The organism is Arthrobacter silvisoli (genome assembly GCF_003369445.1).
GTDB classification, from domain to species: Bacteria; Actinomycetota; Actinomycetes; order Actinomycetales; family Micrococcaceae; genus Arthrobacter; species Arthrobacter silvisoli.
Genome location: NZ_QRCU01000077.1, coordinates 67,688 through 86,866 on the forward strand (window position 1 = coordinate 67,688; position 19,179 = coordinate 86,866).

17 protein-coding genes are annotated in these 19,179 nt (G+C 66.5%); 11 read left to right on the forward strand and 6 right to left on the reverse strand.

The genetic code is table 11. From position 1 onward, the window contains the following. Window positions 1–175 precede the first annotated feature (175 nt). The 6 genes from DWV11_RS17925 (at window position 176) to DWV11_RS17950 (ending at window position 7,065) form a co-directional block, all read left to right on the forward strand. The gene (locus DWV11_RS17925; protein ID WP_115790277.1) at window positions 176–1,492 is read left to right on the forward strand and encodes an ABC transporter substrate-binding protein; all 1,317 of its coding nucleotides are present in this window, start codon (window positions 176–178) and stop codon (window positions 1,490–1,492) included. 4 nt (window positions 1,493–1,496) lie between these two features. Beyond that, a complete protein-coding gene (locus DWV11_RS17930) occupies window positions 1,497–2,441 on the forward strand; it encodes a carbohydrate ABC transporter permease (RefSeq protein ID WP_115790278.1) in 945 nt (314 codons plus the stop codon). Further along, a complete protein-coding gene (locus DWV11_RS17935; RefSeq protein WP_115790279.1) occupies window positions 2,438–3,316 on the forward strand; it encodes a carbohydrate ABC transporter permease in 879 nt (292 codons plus the stop codon). Before DWV11_RS17930 ends, DWV11_RS17935 begins: the two co-directional genes overlap by 4 nt. Before the next feature lie 281 nt (window positions 3,317–3,597). Continuing rightward, window positions 3,598–5,328, forward strand: coding sequence for a glycoside hydrolase family 13 protein (locus tag DWV11_RS17940; protein ID WP_115790280.1), 1,731 nt, complete (start codon window positions 3,598–3,600; stop codon window positions 5,326–5,328). A gap of 90 nt (window positions 5,329–5,418) precedes the next feature. Then, entirely contained in the window at window positions 5,419–6,390 is a 972-nt protein-coding gene (locus DWV11_RS17945) for an aldo/keto reductase (RefSeq protein ID WP_115790281.1), read from the forward strand. 93 nt (window positions 6,391–6,483) lie between these two features. Beyond that, on the forward strand, window positions 6,484–7,065 hold the full coding sequence (locus DWV11_RS17950; protein ID WP_115790282.1) for a dihydrofolate reductase family protein: 582 nt from the start codon (window positions 6,484–6,486) through the stop codon (window positions 7,063–7,065). Between the two features lie 118 nt (window positions 7,066–7,183). Here the strand turns inward: DWV11_RS17950 and DWV11_RS17955 are convergent, their stop codons facing one another. Genes DWV11_RS17955 through DWV11_RS17970 form a run of 4 tightly spaced genes read right to left on the reverse strand, consistent with a single transcriptional unit; the run spans window position 7,184 to window position 11,030 of the window. Beyond that, window positions 7,184–8,104, reverse strand: a complete 921-nt coding sequence (locus DWV11_RS17955; protein ID WP_115790283.1) for a TauD/TfdA dioxygenase family protein — start codon at window positions 8,102–8,104, stop codon at window positions 7,184–7,186. 51 nt (window positions 8,105–8,155) lie between these two features. Beyond that, window positions 8,156–9,067 (reverse strand): ABC transporter permease, encoded by a 912-nt coding sequence (locus DWV11_RS17960; protein ID WP_115790284.1) that lies wholly within the window; start codon window positions 9,065–9,067, stop codon window positions 8,156–8,158. Then, window positions 9,067–9,999 carry an ABC transporter ATP-binding protein gene (locus DWV11_RS17965; protein ID WP_245953773.1) on the reverse strand — a complete coding sequence of 311 codons (933 nt, stop codon included), beginning with the start codon at window positions 9,997–9,999 and terminating at the stop codon, window positions 9,067–9,069. The genes DWV11_RS17960 and DWV11_RS17965 overlap by 1 nt, the downstream gene beginning before the upstream one ends. Continuing rightward, window positions 9,999–11,030 carry an ABC transporter substrate-binding protein gene (locus DWV11_RS17970; RefSeq protein ID WP_115790285.1) on the reverse strand — a complete coding sequence of 344 codons (1,032 nt, stop codon included), beginning with the start codon at window positions 11,028–11,030 and terminating at the stop codon, window positions 9,999–10,001. Before DWV11_RS17970 ends, DWV11_RS17965 begins: the two co-directional genes overlap by 1 nt. Window positions 11,031–11,471: 441 nt before the next feature. On the opposite strand from DWV11_RS17970, the gene DWV11_RS17975 reads away from it, so the two are divergent. The 4 genes from DWV11_RS17975 (at window position 11,472) to DWV11_RS17990 (ending at window position 16,564) form a co-directional block, all read left to right on the forward strand. Then, a complete protein-coding gene (locus DWV11_RS17975; protein WP_115790286.1) occupies window positions 11,472–14,363 on the forward strand; it encodes a hypothetical protein in 2,892 nt (963 codons plus the stop codon). Between the two features lie 101 nt (window positions 14,364–14,464). Beyond that, complete coding sequence (locus DWV11_RS17980; RefSeq protein ID WP_115790287.1) at window positions 14,465–15,328, forward strand: HpcH/HpaI aldolase/citrate lyase family protein; 864 nt, start codon at window positions 14,465–14,467, stop codon at window positions 15,326–15,328. 2 nt (window positions 15,329–15,330) lie between these two features. Continuing rightward, window positions 15,331–16,257 (forward strand): DUF2797 domain-containing protein, encoded by a 927-nt coding sequence (locus DWV11_RS17985; RefSeq protein WP_115790288.1) that lies wholly within the window; start codon window positions 15,331–15,333, stop codon window positions 16,255–16,257. An 82-nt stretch (window positions 16,258–16,339) separates the two neighbouring features. Beyond that, a complete protein-coding gene (locus tag DWV11_RS17990) occupies window positions 16,340–16,564 on the forward strand; it encodes a DUF3188 domain-containing protein (RefSeq protein ID WP_074591343.1) in 225 nt (74 codons plus the stop codon). Between the two features lie 5 nt (window positions 16,565–16,569). On the opposite strand, the gene DWV11_RS17995 is transcribed toward DWV11_RS17990, so the two are convergent. Next, window positions 16,570–18,225, reverse strand: coding sequence for a SulP family inorganic anion transporter (locus DWV11_RS17995; protein ID WP_115790289.1), 1,656 nt, complete (start codon window positions 18,223–18,225; stop codon window positions 16,570–16,572). Further along, a complete protein-coding gene (locus tag DWV11_RS18000) occupies window positions 18,222–18,602 on the reverse strand; it encodes an ArsR/SmtB family transcription factor (RefSeq protein WP_115790290.1) in 381 nt (126 codons plus the stop codon). The genes DWV11_RS17995 and DWV11_RS18000 overlap by 4 nt, the downstream gene beginning before the upstream one ends. Before the next feature lie 114 nt (window positions 18,603–18,716). On the opposite strand from DWV11_RS18000, the gene DWV11_RS18005 reads away from it, so the two are divergent. Further along, window positions 18,717–19,178 carry an FAS1-like dehydratase domain-containing protein gene (locus tag DWV11_RS18005; RefSeq protein ID WP_115790291.1) on the forward strand — a complete coding sequence of 154 codons (462 nt, stop codon included), beginning with the start codon at window positions 18,717–18,719 and terminating at the stop codon, window positions 19,176–19,178. Window position 19,179: the final 1 nt, after the last annotated feature.

Below are 19,179 nucleotides of genomic sequence, written 5' to 3' on the forward strand. Positions count from 1 at the left end.
CAGGCCGCCCTCTCTAAATTTAGTTCATAAATTTAGTTTTGGACATATTTGCCATAGGTCCTTGACTGTGTGGCGCAGCTCACCGCAGACTATCGATGGGTTATAAATTTAACTCCTATCTAAACTTCGGCGGGGACCATCGCCGGTCCCCGCTTTGCTGAAAGGAACGACGTCGATGTCTGACTCCCTCTTCTCCCGTCCGGTTGACCGCCGGGCAGTTTTGCGCACCGGCATCTTCGGTGCCCTGGGCTTGGCTGCCGCGCCGGCCCTCGCGGCGTGCGGCGGTGGATCCGGTTCCGGCGGACCCTCCGGCGGCGGCAGCGTGACATGGGGAGCCTGGGCAAACCCGGGCGAGGGGGAGCGCTACAAGAAGTTCGCCGAGGAACTGTCCAAGAAGATCAGCGCGAAGGTCAATTTCCAGGCGGTCGTCGGCGACTACGAAGCGAAGCTGCTTTCCCAGCTTTCCGGCGGGGCCGCTCCCGACGCGTTCTACGTCGGTGACGGCATGATGGCCAAGTTCATCCAGGCGAAGCAGATCGCGGATCTGAGCGACTACATCGGCAGCGACAAGTCTCCGGTGACGCTCAAGGAGTTCCCTGAGGGCCTCTACCAGTGGTGCAAGGCAGCCGACGGCACAGGCCTCTACGGCCTCCCGGTGGACTGCAACCCCTCAGTCCTGTGGTTCAACAAGGACGTGCTTTCCTCGGCAGGCCTTTCCCAGGATCCGTCCCAGCTCTTCGACGCAGGGTCGTGGGACTTCGACGCGCTCACCGCTGTGCTGGAGAAAGTCAGGGCTTCGGGGAAGAAGGGCCTGATCCTGGCCAACTGGTGGTTCAACTGGGTGTGGTCCATCACCGCGTTCGGCGGCAAGCTCCAGGACGAAGCGGGCAAAATTGTGTTCGCCGACGACCCGAAGGCACAAGAGGGCCTGGGTTGGCTGCTGGAGCAGTTCAAGTCCGGCAACATCACCTATGCGGGTTCGCTGCCGAAGGGCCAGAGCGGGGATGCCCTGTTCCTCGCCGGGCAGCTCGCGTTCAACAATGTTGGCCGCTGGGCGCTGCCGACCCTGAAGTCCGTGAAGTTCGGCTATGACATCGCCCCGCTGCCCTCGCCCACGGGCAAGGACATCATGCCAGTGCCCGTGGCGACGGCTGCGATCGCCCTGAACGCCAAAGCCAAGAACCGCGAGAAGGCGCTGGAACTGATCGGCAACTACGTTTCCAAGGACGGGCAGAAGTTCCGGCTGTCCGGCGGCGGCAACGCCGTCCCGTCGATCACGGGCCTTGACGAGATCGCCACCGAAGGCGGTGTCCCTGCGCACGCCAAGTGGTTCAATGACGCCGTCGCCAAGGGGTACGCCATCCCGAACGCCTTCGTTTCGAACCCTAAGACGGCCACCGACCTCCCGGTCCTCGTGGACAAGCTTTTCAAGGACCCCTCGACGACGGCGGCGTCGTTCAGCCAGGCCGTCACCAAATTGGTGAACGGCTAGCACCATGGCAATCGACACACAGGTCAGGCCCAGTGCCCGCACGGCGCCAAGCCGGCCGTGGCGCAAGGTATCCCGGCGCCGCCGCAAGGACACCATCGCCGCCGTCATCTTCCTTTCGCCCCAGCTTTTCGGGCTGATCGTTTTCATGCTGGGCCCGCTGGGCTTCGCCCTGTACCTCGCGTTCAGCCACTGGGACGGCTTCGGAACCGCGACCTTCGCTGGCCTCTCCAACTTCACCGAGCTTTTCGACAATCCGCGCATCCAGCGCTCGGCCATCAACACCGTGTGGTTCACTGTCCTGCAGGTACCGGGCGTCATGGTCACCGCGTTCCTTTTCGCCCTGTTCATGCAGAAGGCCGGGAAGATGACGTCGGTGTACCGGCTGGGCTTCGTTGCCCCGGTGGTGACCTCCTCGGTGGCGGTCGCCACCATCTGGCTCTACCTGTTCAACCCGGACATTAGCCCTGTGAACACCGCCCTCAAGGCCATCGGACTTCCGGCGCCCAACTGGCTTCAGGATCCTTCCTTCATCATCCCTTCCTTCGCGATTGTGGGGATCTGGCAAGGCCTGGGGTATCAGTTGGTCATGTTCATGGCCGGTCTGCAGAGCATCGGTGCCTCCTACCTGGAGGCTGCGGAGCTGGACGGATGCTCGGCATGGCAGAAACTCCGGCACGTGACCGTGCCGCTGCTCTCGCCCACCATCCTGTTCCTCTCCATCACCTCGATCATCGGTTCCTTCCAGGTGTTCGACTACATCTACGTCTTCATGGACACCAACGCGCCCGACGAAGCCCGCACCATCGTCTACGAGATCGTCCAGATGGCATTCCGCGAATTCAACTTCGGAGCCGCGTCCGCCCTGGCCTTCCTCCTGTTCCTGGTGCTCCTCGGCGTCACCGGACTCCAGATGGCCGCCCAGAAGAGATGGGTTCACTACGCAGAATGAGCGCCTTCACCGATACCGCCACCCGTTCCCCGGAAACTCAGCTGCGTCGCCGCCCGGTTCGTCCCGCGAAGCTCGCATTGCACTTCGCCTTGGTCGTGTGCGCCGTGCTGATGGCGCTGCCGTTCCTGTGGATGATGTTCTCGTCATTCAAACCGCTCGATGAGATTTTCCGTCAGCCTCCTGCTTTGTTGCCGGAGAACTGGACCACCGAGGGCTACCAAAAGGCCTTCGAGGGTGCGGACTTCGTCCGCGGATTCTGGAACAGCACCTACATCGCGGTCACCGTTACCGCCCTGTCCCTGCTGACCAGCGCCATGGCTGCCTACGCTTTTGCCAGGATCGACTTCCGGGGCAGCAGGACCTTGTTCATGGTGTTCCTGGCCACCATGATGGTCCCCGGCCAGCTGACCATCATTCCGCTCTACATCATCATGGGATGGCTTGGCTGGATCGATACGCCGCTTTCCCTGATCATTCCGTCGTCCCTGTTCAGTGCCTTCGGCGTGTTCCTCATGCGCCAATACATCAAGGGCATTCCACGCGAGCTTGAAGAGGCAGCCGAACTGGACGGTGCCAGCAAGTTCCGGATCTTCACCACGATGATCCTGCCGCTGCTGCGTACTCCGCTCACGGCCCTCGGCATCTTCACGTTCCTTGGCCAGTGGAACAACTTCTTCGGCCCGTTGATCTTCCTTAACAGCGATGCAAACTTCACGCTGCCGCTGCTGGTGAACCAGTTCAAAGGACAGTACGGCGCCGACTGGACCGCCCTGATGTCCGCCACCACGCTCGTCGCGGCGCCGTTGCTGATCATCTTTGCCGTGGCCCAACGCCAGATCGTGGACGGAATCGCCCTGTCCGGCTCAAAGTCCTAGACCGGCTCAAAGTCCTAGACCGGTTCGAAGTCCTAGTCCGGCTCCAAGCCCCAACAGTCCCCGCTTCAACAGGAAGGACGACGGCGGGTTCCCGCCGCCGTCGTCCTTCCCGCCGGCCCCAACCGGTGGTGAATTCGGGGGATGTTTCGTGGCGCAAAAGCCTGCCGCCCGGCGGCTTCCTGCCCGCTGCGCTGAAATCCCCGCACCCCTGTTGACCTCCGGACGGATGAGGTCACATACTGGATGGGGAGATAATTTAGATTCTAAATAAAAGGAGTGTTGTGAGCACCATCGCCACCAAGGCAAACCGTACCGACGCCGAACGCATGGCCGACCCCAACTGGTGGCGCCAGGCTTCCGTCTACCAGATCTACCCCCGGAGCTTCTCCGACTCCAACGGTGACGGCCTGGGCGACATCAAGGGCATCACCAGCAAGGTGCCGTACCTGAAGGCCCTGGGCATCGAGGCCGTCTGGCTGAGCCCGTTTTACCCCTCGGCCCTGGCGGACGGCGGCTACGACGTGGACGACTACCGCAACGTGGACCCCCGGCTCGGCACCCTCGAGGACTTCGACGCCATGGCCGCCGCCCTGCACGACGCCGGCATCAAGCTGATCGTGGACATCGTGCCCAACCACTCCTCGGACCGCCACGAATGGTTCAAGGAAGCCCTGGCGTCCCCGAAGGGCTCCGCCGCCCGCGAACGCTACATCTTCCGCGACGGCCTGGGCGAGAACGGCGAGATCCCTCCGTCGGACTGGGACTCCGTGTTCGGCGGCCCGGCCTGGGAACGCATCACCGAACCCGATGGCACCCCCGGCCAGTGGTACATGCACATCTTCGCCAAGGAACAGCCGGACTTTAACTGGGACAACCCGGAAGTCCGCGAGGACTTCCTGAAGACCCTGCGCTTCTGGTCCGACCGCGGCGTAGACGGCTTCCGCATCGACGTGGCCCACGCCCTGACGAAGAACCTTGAGGGAACCCTGCCCACCAAGGCCGACCTCAAGGCCAGGGCCCACGGCAGCGACGGTTTCGTCGACGGCTCCCACCCGTACTGGGACCGCGACGAGGTCCACGAGATCTACGCCGAGTGGCGCAAGGTCTTCAACGAGTACAACCCGCCGCGCACCGCTGTCGCCGAGGCCTGGGTGCACGCGGACCGCCGTGCCCGCTACGCCAGCCCGGAAGGACTGGGCCAGGCCTTCAACTTCGACCTCCTGCAGGCCGATTTCGACGCCGCCCAGTTCCGGAAGATCGTCACCAAGAACCTGGCCGAGGCGGCCGCTTCCGGTGCGTCCTCCACCTGGGTCTTCTCGAACCACGACGTCGTCCGCCACGCCACCCGTTACGGCCTTCCGGCCAGCGCGCCCGCCGAGGGTGACGAGGAAGAGATCATGGCCGGCCAGGCCGGCAAGAAGTGGCTGCTCGAGGGCGGCCGGCAGGAAGACGTGGACGTGGAGCTCGGCCTGCGCCGTGCCCGCGCCGCGTCGCTGCTGATGTTCGCCCTGCCCGGTTCGGCGTACCTGTACCAAGGCGAGGAACTCGGCCTGCAGGAAGTGGGCAACGAGATCCCGGACTCCGAGCGCCAGGACCCCTCCTTCTTCCGGAACAAGGGCGTGGAGATCGGCCGCGACGGCTGCCGCGTGCCGCTGCCTTGGACCGCCGAGGGCCCGTCCTTCGGCTTCGGCGAAGCCGGTTCCCATCTGCCCCAGCCCGAATGGTTCGCCGCGTTCGCCGCGGACGTGCAGGACGGCGTCGAGGGTTCCACCTTGGAGCTGTACCGCAAGGCGCTCGCCCTGCGCTCGGACCTGCAGTCCGAAGAACGCCTCGAGTGGATCCCCAACGCCAATCCCGAGGTGCTGCATTTCCGCCGCCCCAACGGCTGGCAGTCGGTGACCAATTTCGGCACGGAGGCCGTGGAGCTCCCGGAAGGGACCGTGGTCGTCAGCAGCTCGGCACTGGAAGGCGGCAAGCTTCCGGGCGCCACCACCGCGTGGCTGTTCGGCTAGCCTCCTGTCTTGATTACGACGGCGCCCCGCACCTTCCGCGTGCGGGGCGCCGTTTCTTTGTGAATAGATTCAGCGTGAAAGGGTTGCAGAATGACTGCACAGAGTGACGGCCGCACGGGTAACAACCGCCTCATCTACGGCTGCATGGGGCTGGGCGGGGACTGGGACAGCCCGGACTACAGCCCGGCGGACGTGGACAAGGCCGCCGCGGCGATCGAGGCCGCCCGCGGCATCGGCATCACCTTGTTTGACCACGCCGATATCTACACCCGCGGGAAGGCCGAAGCCGTCTTCGGCGAGGTGCTCGCCGCGAGCCCCGGGCTGCGCGAACAGATCCAGCTGCAGGGAAAGTGCGGGATCAGCCTGGCCGAAGGCGGGGTGCCGGGGCACTACGACCTCAGCCGCGAAGCCATCCTGGAACGCGTCACCGCCAGCCTGCGGCGGCTGCGTACCGACTACCTGGACATCCTGCTCCTGCACCGCCCCGATCCGCTGCTGGAACCGTCCGAGGTGGCGGCCGCCGTCGGGCAGCTCATGGCCGAAGGCAAGGTGCGGGCGCTTGGCGTGTCCAACATGGCCGCGGCCCAGATCGACTACCTGCAGGACGCGCTGGAGACGCCGATCATGGCAAACCAGCTGGAAATGAGCCTGCACAAGGCCGCCTGGCTGGAAAGCTCGGTGCTGGTAAACCGGCAGGAAGGCTTCGACGCCGGCTTCCCGCACGGCACCATCGAGCACTGCATCCGCAAGGGGATCGAGCTGCAGGCCTACGGTTCCCTCGCCCAGGGCCGGTACACGGGTGCGCCCTCCGCTGCGGCCTCGCCGGATGAAAGCACGACGGAGGAGCTGCTGGCCCGGCTCGCCGAAGAGAAAGGCACGACGCCCGAAGCGGTGCTCCTCGGCTGGCTCATGAAGCACCCGGCACGGATCTCCCCGGTGGTGGGCAGCTCCCGGCCGGAGCGGATTGCTGCCTGCGCCGGAGCCGCGGACGTGGCGGCCTCGATGACCCGGATCGAGTGGTACACGCTGTGGTCCACCGCCCGCGGTGCCGCGATGCCGTAAACGCGGCGGCAGGCCTGTTGCAAAGCGCCCGGCTGTGCCACCCTCGTGCTGGGGGGCTCCAACAGAGCGGCAATCCGACGGGAGGCGCACATCATGCGCAAGGTGATTGTTTCCGAATTCGTTTCGCTGGACGGCGTGGTCGAAGGGCCGGGCGGAGGGGAGCCCGATTACAGGCACGAGGGCTGGACCTTCGACATCGACCCGGACCCCGCCATGTACGAGTACAAGCTCGAGGAACTCATGGAATCCGGTGCGCTGCTGCTTGGCCGGGTGACCTATGAGGGTTTCGCGGCGGCCTGGCCCGAGCGGGACGATGAGGCCGGCTTTGCGAAGAAGTTCAACAGCATGCCCAAGTACGTCGCTTCCACCACCCTGACGGATCCGGCGTGGAACAACAGCCATGTGCTTGAGGGGGAGGCGGCCGATGCCGTGGCCGCATTGAAGGAGCAGGACGGCGGGCCGCTGCTGGTCAACGGCAGCCCCACCCTGCTCCGCGCCCTGTACGACGCCGACCTCGTGGACGAATACCGGCTCATGGTCTTCCCGGTGATCCTCGGTTCCGGGAAGCGGCTGTTCCCGGATGACGCCGCGGACAAGCAGAAGCTCAGGCTCACGAACAGCAGGGCTTATTCGAACGGCATCGTGCTGAATGTGCTGGAACGGATCAGGGACTGATTGCCTCGTTAACCCAAGCAGCTCGCAGTGGAGGTCGTGACGAGCGCTCAAAACGACGTTAACTGCGAGCTGCTTGGATTGCGGGACCGGTACAGCTACAACAACACATGCGTGCTGCTTAGACCGGTGCGACGACTGAATACGTGCCCGAGTCGCCCTGGATCGACTGGCTGGCCTTGCCGTCGATGCCCACCGGGATCTCGCCGGCAATGGTCACGCGGTTCAGCTTGCGGAGCTGGCCGTCGTAGTTGTCCGGGGCGTAGTGCTGGGTGATGCGGTTGTCGAAGAGCACCAGCTGGTTCGGCTCCCAGTTCACGCGCACGATGTTTTCCGGCCGGGTCACGTAGGCCTGCAGCAGGCGCAGGATGTCACGGGACTCGGTGTTGGACAGGCCCACGATCCGCAGCCGCTGCGCGAAACCGCCGATGAAGAGGCCGCGCTCGCCCGTGAGCGGGTGGACCCGCACTACCGGGTGTGCCGTCTCGAACTTGATCCGGGTGAACTCCTTGCGGCGTTCCTCGGCGTTCTCGTGCTCCAGGTTCTTGGGCACCGAGTAGTCGTAGTCGTTGGTGTGGATGGCCCAGAGGGTATCCGCGAAGTTCCGCAACTCGTCCGGCAGGTCGGCGTAGGCGCCGGCCGAGGAAGCGATCAGCGTCTCGCCGCCATAGGAAGGCAGGTCGATGCTGCGCAGGGTGGAGGCCTGCGGCGGGTTCACCACGAAGGTCACGTCGGTGTGCCAGTTGTTGGCCGAGCCGTTCTCGCTATCAACGGGCAGCACGTTGGCTTCGCCTTCCACCGAGGCCACCGTGGGGTGGGCCGTGGTGAGCGGGCCGAAATGGCTGGCAAACCTCACCTGGGCTTCGTCGCTGAGGATGTTGGCCTCGCGGAACACCAGCGCCTTGTGCTCGTTAAGGGCCGCGCGGATCTGGGCCACAGTCTGGTCGCTGAGGTCCCCGCTGATGTCCAGGCCCCGGATCTCGGCGCCGATGCGGGAGCCCAGTTTGGCGAACTGGAGCTTGGTTTCGGTAATGGCGGTCATTTCTTCTTTCCTATCTGTTGTGTTTTCTGTTGTGTTTGGGAAGGGAAGCAATCAGGCCCCGACGGCGGTGCGCCAGCGGGAGAAGTGCCGCTCCAAGGCGACGAGCAGGAAGTTCACGCCCAGGCCGAGCAGGGCGACGGTGAGGATGCCGGCGTACATGTCCGGGATGAGGAAGCTGCTCTGGGCGTTGACGATCAGGTAGCCCAGGCCGGCCTTGGCGCCCACCATTTCCGCGGCGATGAGCACCAGGATCGAGGCCGTGCCGGCCATCCGGATACCGGTGAAGATGGTCGGCACCGCGGAGGGCAGGATCACCTTCTGGAAGAGCCGGGGGCTGTTCAGACCCAGGGACTTCGCGGCCCGGATGAGCAGCGGGTCCACGGTCTTCACTCCGGCGATCGTGTTCAGCAGCACCGGGAAGAACGCGGCATAGGCCACGATCGTCACCTTGGATTCCTCGCCGATGCCCAGCAGCAGGGTGAACACCGGGAGCAAGGCCAGGGCCGCGGTGTTGCGGAACAGTTCCAGCAGCGGGTTCAAAACCGAGTTCAGCCGGCCGTACCAGGCGATCAGCAGGCCAAGGGACACACCGGCCACCACGGCGATGCCGAAACCCAGCACGGAGCGGCTCAGGCTCGCAGCGAGATGACCTTGGATGGCGCCGCTTTCGAAGAGCCTGCCCCAGGCCAGCAGCACTTCATGCAGCGGCGGCAGGAACACCCGGGTGGACGGGGCCGCGAGGTAAAGCGGCCCGAATTCCCACAGCGCCAGGAATGCCAGGATGCCGGTGGCTTTCCACAGCCAGGAGCCGGCGCGGAACGCCGCGTCCGCTACGGCGCCGGTCACGGAGGCGAGGGCCGCCGTCGCCGGCTTTCCCGGGGGAGTGCCCTGCCCGACGGCGGGGGCTGCCCCGGCGGCGGAGGCACCTGCCGGACGGCGTGGCTTTGTCAGTGTTGCGCTCATCAGGCGGCGCTCCTTTCCTGGGACTCAGGGGAGCCTTGGGGTGTCCGGTTGGCGGGTTCCTCCGGACCTGGTTCGTCCTGAACAGCGCCGTCCGGCAGGATCTTGCGGTGCCCGGCGTCCTGCGCGAGGCGGACTTCGTCGTGCAGCAGGGTCCACACCTTATGCCGCTGCTCCACGAAGGCGGGGGCGGACCGGATGTCCTCGTCGCCGTCGCGGTCCGGGATCTCCACGTCCACGATCGCCTTCAAGCGGCCCGGCCGGGCACTGAGCACGGCAACCCGCTGGCCCAGGTACACGGCCTCGTCGATGCCGTGGGTGATGAACACGATCGTCTTGCCGGTGGCCCGCCAGATCCGCAGGAGCTCCTCCTGGAGCTGTTCGCGGGTCTGGGCGTCCAGGGCGGCGAAGGGTTCGTCCATGAGCAGCACGTCCGGCTCGTAGGCCAGGCTGCGGGCAATGGCGACGCGCTGCTTCATGCCGCCGGAGAGCTCATGCGGGAAACGGTCCTCGAATCCGGCCAGGCCCACCAGCGTGAGGTACTCGCGGGCCTTGGCTGCGCGTTCGCGACGGCTGAGCTTGCGGCCGTCCGGTCCCTTGCCCTCGAGCCCGATCGACACGTTGGCGGAGGCGGTGCGCCAGGGAAAGAGCGCGTACTGCTGGAAGACCACGGCCCGGTCCTTGCCGGGTCCCGTCACCGGCTGGCCGTCCACCAATACCTCGCCGGAGGTGGGCGTGGACAGGCCAGCCAGGAGGTCCAGCAAGGTGGTCTTGCCGGAGCCGCTGGGCCCCACCAAGGTAAGGAACTCGCCGTCGCGCACGTCCAGGCTCAGGGAGTCGACGGCGGTCAGTGTGGTGGCTGTGCCGCCCGGCTTCCTGCCGGGCCGCACGGTGAACTGCTTGCTGACATTGCGCAGGCTGATTTTCGCGGTCATCATTTCCCCTTTGCGAGCTCGTTGAACTCGTTGGTGTAGTAGTTGGCCGGGGTGAGGTCCTTGGTGACGATGCCCGAGCTCTTCAGCCATTCGCCCCAGCGGGTGAAGTCCTCGTCCTTGATGCGTCCGGCGTCCGGGACACCGACGCTCTTCCAGTACTGCAGGGCGTCGGTGCTTTCGTTGCGGCCGCGTTCCTTGATGATCTTGGTGAAGCGGGCAATGACGTCCTTGCGGGGAGTGGTGCGTTCCCACTCGATGGCCTTGGCAACGCCGGTAGCGAAGGTTTTGGTGGTGGTCGGGTTCTTCTCGATGAAGTCGGTGCGCAGCACATAGGGTCCGCCGGCGAAGGAGCCGAAGAACTGGACATCGCTGAAGACGGAGCGGAGCCCGCCGGCCGCAATGGCCTTGTCCTGCAGCACGCCGCCCAGGGCGCCGGCATCAACCTGGCCGCGGCGGATCGCCTCTTCCGTGTCATTCGGCGGCAGCGGGACGAGCTGGACCTGTTTGGCCTCTTCGGCGCTCAGCCCGCTCTTGCGCAGGTAGGTGTTGATCACGGCATCGGCATGGGCGCCCAGGGTGTTCACGGCGATCTTCCTGCCGATGAAGTCCCGGGCCGAGCGGATGGGGCTGTCCTCCTTGACGTAGAAGCCGTTGAAGGTCTTCCCGTCCTCGCCGTAGTAGTTCACCACGGCCTTGACGGGTGAGCCGGCCTCAATGAGTTTCACCACCGCGCCGGCGAAGGCGCCGCCGAAGTCGGTCTGGCCGGTGGCCGCGGACTGGATGTCCTGAGGGCCGCTGGTGGTGTTGCCCACCCACTTGAGCTTGACGTCGCCCAGGTAGCCGAGGTCCGCCGCGAGTTCGGGCAGCGTGACCGAGTTGGCCCAGCCCTGGTAGCGCAGTTCCTTCACCTCGCTGCCCTGGGCCTGTGCTGACCCGCCGGGGCCCGCTTCTGCGTTGCCGCCGCAGCCGGTCACCGTCAGCGCAAGGACGACGGCGGCCGCGACGCTCAACAGGGGCTGGTGCAGTTTCATGGGAGCTACTTTCCGGTGAGGGGTGTGGGAAGCCGGCCCGCGTTGGAGGACCGGTGGGAACGATGTAAGCGCATCCGGGAAGGGGCTGGGAAGCCTGCGGGTAACTCTCGGAAACCCCGGGAAACCGGGGGAAATCCAGCGCAACAGCGGGCAATTGCAAGCAACTCTGCGACGCATTTCGGCTCGCGTCGCAGGGTTAAGGCCGATGACTTCATGCGTTGTTTCCGCCGGTCTTCGTGCGGCGGGCACGCGGGTTCGTACAGTCGATTGACATGGGGCAGGGCCGCGCGCATGATTCAGTCACGCGCCCGCGGTCTCCCCAGGGGCGAAGGACGAGGCACCCGGCTGGGGGTTGTCATGACGGCTCTACCCACACCTCCGCGTTTGACACGGTGGCTGACGGCGACGCTCGTTGTCTCGGCGGTGACCCTGTGGATCGCAATGGCTGAAATAGACCGGCTCGTCGAGGGGATCGTCACCCCGGACGGCCGGAACAGCAGCGTCACTATCCTCAGCGGCTTCGGCGACTGGGGAGCCCGGGACACGTGGCCTACGTGGGCGGGGCTGGATCCGGCGAAGCACGGGCAATTGGCGGCACTCGTCACCTTGCACGCGTCCATCGACTTCGGCTTCGCACTCCTCTACGGAACCCTGCTTTTCCGTTTGGCGAAGGGCACTGTCCTCCCCAGGGCCATTGCGCTTGTGGCTGCCGCCCTGGACGTTACAGAAGGCATCCTCCTGCTGACCGCGATCCACGACGCAGGCTCCGTTCCGGCAACGGCAGCCGTGATGGGCGTCGTGACCAACCTGAAATGGCTGTTCCTGGCGCTGTTGGCCTTCAGCATCGTTGCCATGCCGAAGCTGCGCAAACGCGTATGGGGCCGCCTGATCCGCTTGGCCAGGACGATGCAGTTCCACCGGCTGACGGTCACCGCCGTCGCCCTGGTCGCCGTCCTGGCCTTGCTGCCGATCCCGGGGGTCAACGACCAGATGCCGGACTCCCAACGGCTGTGGGCCGAGGGTACACCGGCGCCCTTCATCGCGAGCTCGCTGGTGGTTCCCCTCATTGCGGCGGGGCTGCAATACATCGGGCGCCTGCGCTCGGTTCTCGCCTGGCAGCTGTGGACGAACCACTACATCCCGGATCAGCCGCCCAGATGGCGGCTGTGGCTGGTCGGGCCTTCCTTGCTGCTCGCCGCGCTGGCCATCTCGGCCGTTTCCGGATTCCCCGTTGCGGTGGGCAACTGGTGGCAGTACTGGGTCTTCCTTGCCGTTCCGCTCCTGCTGCTGGGGATCTCATTCCTCATGAAGGCCATGTCGATCGTGAAGTCACCCTTCGGTTTCCGCAGCAAGTGGGATATGCGCGCCCACCGGCCGGACCGCCGTCGGGCCTTGGACGCATGGTGCGGCGGCGACAACCTGGCGGTGCTGCTGATTGGCGTGGCCGGCATGTCGCTGGTGCGCAGCTTCATCGGACCGGCTGCCATGATCATCGTCGACGGTGACGTGGCTAGGTCCATGCCTTCTGGCTGGCCGCTGGGGGTGGGAGGCCTGCTGCTGTTCGGCGCGGTTCTGGCCGGGGGAGCCTATCCCTTCCGCAGCATCCTGCTCCATGGGGTTCCCCGCCTGTTCGGGCCGGATCCACGCCTGGGTTTCGATCAGTGGCCGTACTTGAAGCACATCGTGCTGGCGTTGGGAACCGTGCCGCTGTTGCTCCTGCTGTTCGCGCCGGCGTTCTTCACAACGATCCTGGGCGTCTCGGCGACGGCGGTGCTCGGCATCGGCTGCTGGGCGCTGTTCTTCGGCGCGGTGGTCGTCTGGGCTCAGCAGCGCCAGCCGCTGGAGATCTTCCATCGGGTGGGACTTAGGGCGAACCCCTTCCTGTCCCTCATGGCCGCGGCGCTCGCCCTCGGCCAGCTGAACGGCGGCGGCGACGCGATGCATGTGCCGCGCACGGACAGCCGGCCGGCGAGTGTGGAACGGCGGACGGCCGACGTCGAATTCAAAGACTGGTTGGCAACATCCACCGCCTGCAACACCACGGCGGGGAAGGGGAAGACCGTGCGCCCCATGCTGCTGGTGGCGGCGGAAGGCGGCGGTATCCGGGCTGCGGGCTGGACCACCCGGGTCTTCAGCGCGCTCGCAGGAACGGCCTGCGGCAAATCCGCAACCCTGTTGTCCAGCGGCGTGAGCGGCGGATCGCTCGGCCTGGCACTGGTGACCCGGTACGCGCCGCGTGACGGCGGCGAAGGGAAGGACCTGGCCGCCGCGGCAGGTGCGGTGGCGAGGCCGGACGCTCTCTCCGTCAGCGTCGGCGGCGCCCTCGTCTCGGACCTCGTCGCCGGAGGCACCGGCCTGCTGATCCCCAACCGGAGCCGCGGCGATTTCGGCTGGCATGACCGTGCCGCTCTGATGGAACGTGAATGGGAGCGGCAGGCACCGCTCCTTGACGCGCCCTTTGACCCGGGCGCCCGCGGGGCCGCCGGCGCCGTCCTGCTCAATTCGACGGTCACCGGCTCCGGATGCAAGTTGGTCATCAGCCAGCTGAAGCTGGCGGCGTCCGGGGGAGCCCAGCCGACGTCGGCGCCGGAGTGCCTCGCGGAGGACGGGCCGCCTGTGTCCATAGACTTCCTTGACCAGCCGAATGGCTTCTGCGACACGGCCCTCCGCTGGTCCACAGCGGCGATGGTCTCGGCCAGGTTCCCCATCATTTCCCCGGCTGGACGGATCCGCTACGGCCCGGAAAGGGGTGCATGTCTGCCCGCTGGTTCCTTCCAGGCCATCGACGGCGGTTATGCCGAAGGCTCCGGCCTTGGAACGGTCGCGGATGTCTGGGGCGGCCTGCGGGAGGTGGTCCAGGGATACAACAACGAATCCGGTGCAGGCACGGCCGGCCATCCCTACGTGGTCCCGGTGTTCGTCTACATCCGCAATTCTCCGGGGGTGGACATCGCAGCCAAGGTGCCGGCGCCCGTTGCGGAACTCGCCGTTCCCCTGGCCGGCCTCAAGGCGAAGGCGAACCAGGTCGAAGCCGGTGCCTGGCTGCAGCGGCTGGACCAGTCGGCCGACGTCTGCCTGAGCACGGAGTGCGATGTGGCGAGCAGGGCGGTCCTGGGCACCTTGGGCGGCGGCCACACGGTGGTGGTGGCCCCGAAAAGCAGGCCGGCCGTCGATCCGCCGCTCGGCTGGACCCTTTCGATGCTCTCGCAGAACCTGCTGGACAAGGCCCTCAAGGACGAGCTGGCCCGGACGGAAACCAGCCCTGGAGAGGAACCCGGCCTCGGAAAGCTCAATGCCGTCCTGTCCGCGGCGCACGGTGAAACACCGGGCTGAGGCGTCTGCTGCCGGGGGTCATATTCATTTTGTTCATAGTGAAGATCACATAGACGGCCGTTTCTTGGCCATTGCCCCCGCCGGGCGGATACGGTAGATGCATGACGTCCAGCATCACCACCGAATCCATGCGCCCTACGCGCAGCATTCCCGCCGATATCGCCCGTTCGTGGCTCCTTGTGAACGCCATGAAAACGGAGCTTTTCGACCAGTCGGCCAACTCGCGCGCAGACGCCATCATCCTGGACATCGAAGACGCCGTTGACCCCTCCCAGAAGGACCACGCACGCGAGAACGTGGTGAACTGGCTGACCGGCGGCGGCCAGGCATGGGTCCGCATCAACGATGCCACCAGCCCCTTCTGGGCGGACGACCTCGCCGGCCTGCGCGGCACACCGGGCCTGCTCGGCGTGATGCTGGCCAAGACCGAGTCCGCCGACCAGGTCACCGAGTCCTTCCACCGCATGGACGGCAAGACCCCCGTGATCGCCCTGGTGGAGTCCGCCGTCGGCATCGAAGAAGCCAACCACATCGCCAAGGGCCAGGGCTGCTTCCGCCTCGCCTTCGGTTCCGGCGACTTCCGCCGCGACACCGGCATGGCCGCCACCCCTGAAGCCATGGCGTACCCGCGGGCCAAGCTCGTCGTCGCCAGCCGCGTGGGCAACCTGCCGGGCCCCATCGACGGCCCCACGGTCGGCACCAACCACCCCATCCTGCGTGAGCAGACGGGCATCACGGTGACCATGGGCATGACAGGCAAGCTCTGCCTGGCCATCGACCAGACCACCGTCATCAACGAAGTCATCAGCCCCACGCCTTCGGACGTCGCCTGGGCCACCGACTTCATGAACGACTTCGAAGCCAACGGCCGCGTCATCCGTGACGGTTCCGACCTGCCGCGCCTTGGCCGTGCGGAGAAGATCATGAAGCTGGCCCTGGCGTTCGGGGTGCAGCCTTCCCTGTAGCCATGCTCGTGCACGGCGTCGCCTGGGACCGGCCGTCGGCAGGAATGCCCGACGGCGGGTCTCCGGCACTGCGCCTGCGCGCACCTTCCGGGGAGCCGGGCGATGTTCCGCTGCCCGCCGGCGGCAGCCTCGGCTTCCGTGTGCTCCCCGGGCTCTGGTGCCTTGGCCACAGCAAGGTCCTCGGACCGCAGGAACGACGCCACGTGCCTTGCCCGGACGGGGCGCGGGCCGAACGGGGCAAGCAGTGCGGACCATGCTTCGCCCGCGACGACTTCCGGCTGATGCATGATTTCCACCGTGGCGGCCCCGTTCCGGCCGGGCTGCGCTCCTACCTGATGCAGCCGCACTGGCTCTACCTGGCCACCTTCGCCGGTGGTGCCACGAAAGTGGGCACGGCCTCCGCCGTCCGCAAATGGCAACGGCTTGCCGAACAGGGCGCGGTGCGGGCCACGTACGTGGCCCATGCAGAGGACGGCGGCGTGGTGCGCATCCTCGAAGACCTCGTCACGCAGGAACTCGGTACGGTCCAGCTCGTCAGGTCCACCGCCAAGGCGGCGTCCCTGCTCGAGCCGTTGGCCGACGTCGAACTTTCAGCCATCAACAAACGGGCGGCCGCCCGCACGCGCGAGCTTCTGGACGGGCTTGCCATGGGCGGCTTCTCCACTGTGGAGGAAGACTGGCAGCGGCCCGCCTTCGCCGATGAAGCCTGCGGAGTTTTCGACTCCCGGAGGCGGCATCCCTACCCCCAGGCCTTCGACGGCGGCGACCACGGCTTCACGGTCCGCTCGCTGAGCGGCGCCACCGCGCTGGTGTCCCTGCCGGGCGAAGAGTCCGGTTTCGTCGCCGGCCTCGGCGCGCTCAAAGGCCGCCGGATCGAGTTCGGGGACTACCGAACGGAGGTCCCGGCGCTCCAGGATTCCTTGTTCTAGGTTTTGGGGCCCCGCTCTGCGTTCAACGGCGTCGCCAAGGCACGTAGAGCAGGCCCCGCGAGTGCGTCGGTAGAATTGGCGGGTGCTGAACGAATTCTGGGCCACCGCCTCCACCACCTACAAAACGCTGGTCTTCAGCGCGATGGGCCTGATCGCCGTCGGGATCATCCTCACCATCATCGGAAACACCACGCAGAACAAGGGCATGGCCTTCGCCTCCCTCGGCGTGATCGGCTTGGGTCTGGTGCTGCATGTCGTGGGCTTGGTGGTGCGCGGGCAGCAGATCCGGAAGACGCTCAGGAAGTAGCCGGCTCAGGACAGAGCGGCCCGCGCTTCGGCGTTCCGCCGGACGTGGCTCCGGGCGTGCTCGATCGCCGGCTCCAGTTCGGTGAACAGATGCTTGTGATGCCGCAGGGAGCGGATGACGCCGACGTTCGTCACCAATGACAGGTGTTCAGGCTGCACCCCTTTGATGAGCACCGTAATGCCACGCAGTTCGAGCGCGGAGACCACATCCACCAGCGCGTGCGCCCCGGTGGCGTCCAGCATCTTCAACTGCGACAGCCTGATGACCGCGACCTCGATGTCCCGCACCTGGCTGATGTCCTGCAGGACGCGTTCGGCCGCTCCGAAGAACATGGCGCCGTCCAGGGTGAACACGGCGATGTGCTCGTCGCCGTCGTGCGCGGCACCTGGAATCGCTTCGCGCCGCACCCCGGTCAGGGACGCAACCTTCCGCAGGGTCAGCACTGCGGTGACGGCCAGGCCGATCTGGATGGCAATGATCAGGTCGAACGCAACGGTGATGACTGCCGTCACTGCGAACGCTGCGGCGTCTGATCGCGTGGACCCCAGGATCGCGGATACCGTCCGGTGCGACACCATGCGCGTGGCGGTGACCATGAGGATCCCGCCGAGCGCCGCCAGCGGGATGCGGCCGACGAAACCGGCGGCGAAGTAGATCGTCGCCAGCAGTACGAATGCATGGACGATGGCGGCCGCCCGGGTGCGGGCCCCTGACCTGACGTTTACGGCCGTCCGGGCGATCGCTCCTGTGGCCGGCATGCCGCCGAAGAATCCGGCGGCGATCGATGCCAGGCCCTGGCCGGCGAGTTCGCGGTCCGGGTTGTAGGGGCCGGTGGGCCTGCCGTCCGGACCCCTCAGCCCGGTTGCCACCCGGGCGGAGAGCAGGGATTCGATCGCGGCCAGCGCGGCGACGGCGACGGCGGGCATGAGCAGGCTGCCCAGCGCCGCGGGATCGAAGGCGGGCACCTTGGGAAGCGGCAGCGAATGCGGGAGTTCCCCGATGCGCGGGATGTCCAGGCGGAGCAGTTCCGCACCGGCGGTGGCCAGGACCACCGCGAGGAGGCTGGCAGGAAGCGCGCGGTGGATGCGGGGCACTACGAGCATGACGGCGGCCACCACTGCCACGACGGTGAGCGTCTGGAGAACGATGGACGGCTTGGCCGAGGCGGCCGCTTCCACTGCTGCCAGGAGGGTGTTGTGGCCCGGGGTGCCGGAGGTGCCCGTGGCCAGGGGAACCTGCTGGAGGAAGATGATCGCGGCAATGCCCAGCGTGAAGCCTTCCACCACCGGCCAGGGGATGAGCGAGACGGCCCGTCCCAGGCGGCTGATGCCCAGCAGGCAGACCAGGATTCCCGCCATGATCGAGACGACTGCGACCACGCCGGCTCCCTGCGTGGCCACTATCGGCGCAAGGACCACCACCATGGCGCCGGTGGGACCGGAAACCTGCACGTTGGATCCACCCATCACTGCGGCCACAAGCCCTGCCACCACGGCCGTAATGAGGCCGGCTTCAGCGCCCACGCCCGAGCTCACGCCGAAAGCCAAGGCAAGGGGGAGCGCGACGATTCCCACCGTGATCCCGGAGAGCAGGTCCATCCGCCAGGAGGAGCGCAGGCCGGCGTAGTCGGATCGTGCGGGGAACAGGCTGCGCAGGCTCATGATGCGGCTTCCGCGGACGCGGGAACCGACGGCAGCTGCCCGGCGAGCTGGAGCTGTTCCTGGGAACCGGCAAGGGTGTCCAGGAGGAAGGTCCGTGCAATGGCCAGCAGTTCGGCGATCTTGGGGTGCGCGAGCGTGTAGTTCACGGCATTGGCGCTCCGGCTGGAGGTTACTACGCCGTGTTTGCGGAGGGTGGCCAGGTGCTGGGAGAGGTGCGAGGCTTCAAGCCCGGTTTCGGCCAGAAGATAGCTCACGGGCGCCGTGGTGCCCGGCGCGGCGGCGAGCAGCTCCAGCACCCTGATCCGTGCGGGGTGTGCCAGGCCCTTGAACAGGTTGGCCTTGATCTCGTACAGGGGCGCCTGCGCGGCTGAATACATGGCTTCCTTGCCATCCTTCGATTGACGGAATGATGGATCCATCATATCGCCTCGACGGGCTGCATCCGTCTTCACAACTGCCGACGCCGCCCGCCTGCCCGCTAGGGTTGGGGCATGACTATTAACCCCGACCTGCAGGGCCGCAGCTACCCTGCCGCTGAGGTGTACGACGTTGGCCGTGAGAAGATCCGGGAATTCGCCCGCGCGGTCAAGGCCACCCACCCGGCACACTTCGACGTCGAGGCCGCCCGGGCGCTCGGCCACGCCGACTTGGTGGCGCCCCCCACCTTCGCGATCATTGTGGCGCAGCGGGCCGACGCCCAGCTCATTGAGGACCCGGAATCGGGAATCGACTTCAGCCGCGTGGTCCACGCCGACCAGCGTTTCACCCACCACCGCGCCATCGTGGCCGGCGACCAGCTGCGCGCCGAACTGCACGTGGACGGCGTCCGCGCCATGGGCGGCGGCGCCATGATCACCACCCGCGCCGAAATCTTTGCGCTTCGCGACGACCTGCAGCGCGACCCCGTGGCCACCACCACTTCGTCCATCCTGGTCCGCGGAGAGGGACAGTAAC

Bases quoted from the DNA above. Each gene is read 5' to 3' on its own strand.
- DWV11_RS17955 (WP_115790283.1), bottom strand. From the start codon at position 8,104: ATGACCGCCATTACCGAAACCAAGCTCCAGTTCGCCAAACTGGGCTCC.
- DWV11_RS17930 (WP_115790278.1), top strand. From the start codon at position 1,497: ATGGCAATCGACACACAGGTCAGGCCCAGTGCCCGCACGGCGCCAAGC.
- DWV11_RS17925 (WP_115790277.1), top strand. From the start codon at position 176: ATGTCTGACTCCCTCTTCTCCCGTCCGGTTGACCGCCGGGCAGTTTTG.
- DWV11_RS17935 (WP_115790279.1), top strand. From the start codon at position 2,438: ATGAGCGCCTTCACCGATACCGCCACCCGTTCCCCGGAAACTCAGCTG.
- DWV11_RS17960 (WP_115790284.1), bottom strand. From the start codon at position 9,067: ATGAGCGCAACACTGACAAAGCCACGCCGTCCGGCAGGTGCCTCCGCC.
- DWV11_RS18005 (WP_115790291.1), top strand. From the start codon at position 18,717: ATGACTATTAACCCCGACCTGCAGGGCCGCAGCTACCCTGCCGCTGAG.
- DWV11_RS17945 (WP_115790281.1), top strand. From the start codon at position 5,419: ATGACTGCACAGAGTGACGGCCGCACGGGTAACAACCGCCTCATCTAC.
- DWV11_RS17995 (WP_115790289.1), bottom strand. From the start codon at position 18,225: ATGAGCCTGCGCAGCCTGTTCCCCGCACGATCCGACTACGCCGGCCTG.
- DWV11_RS18000 (WP_115790290.1), bottom strand. From the start codon at position 18,602: ATGTATTCAGCCGCGCAGGCGCCCCTGTACGAGATCAAGGCCAACCTG.
- DWV11_RS17950 (WP_115790282.1), top strand. From the start codon at position 6,484: ATGCGCAAGGTGATTGTTTCCGAATTCGTTTCGCTGGACGGCGTGGTC.
- DWV11_RS17975 (WP_115790286.1), top strand. From the start codon at position 11,472: ATGGCTGAAATAGACCGGCTCGTCGAGGGGATCGTCACCCCGGACGGC.
- DWV11_RS17980 (WP_115790287.1), top strand. From the start codon at position 14,465: ATGACGTCCAGCATCACCACCGAATCCATGCGCCCTACGCGCAGCATT.
- DWV11_RS17985 (WP_115790288.1), top strand. From the start codon at position 15,331: ATGCTCGTGCACGGCGTCGCCTGGGACCGGCCGTCGGCAGGAATGCCC.
- DWV11_RS17970 (WP_115790285.1), bottom strand. From the start codon at position 11,030: ATGAAACTGCACCAGCCCCTGTTGAGCGTCGCGGCCGCCGTCGTCCTT.
- DWV11_RS17965 (WP_245953773.1), bottom strand. From the start codon at position 9,999: ATGACCGCGAAAATCAGCCTGCGCAATGTCAGCAAGCAGTTCACCGTG.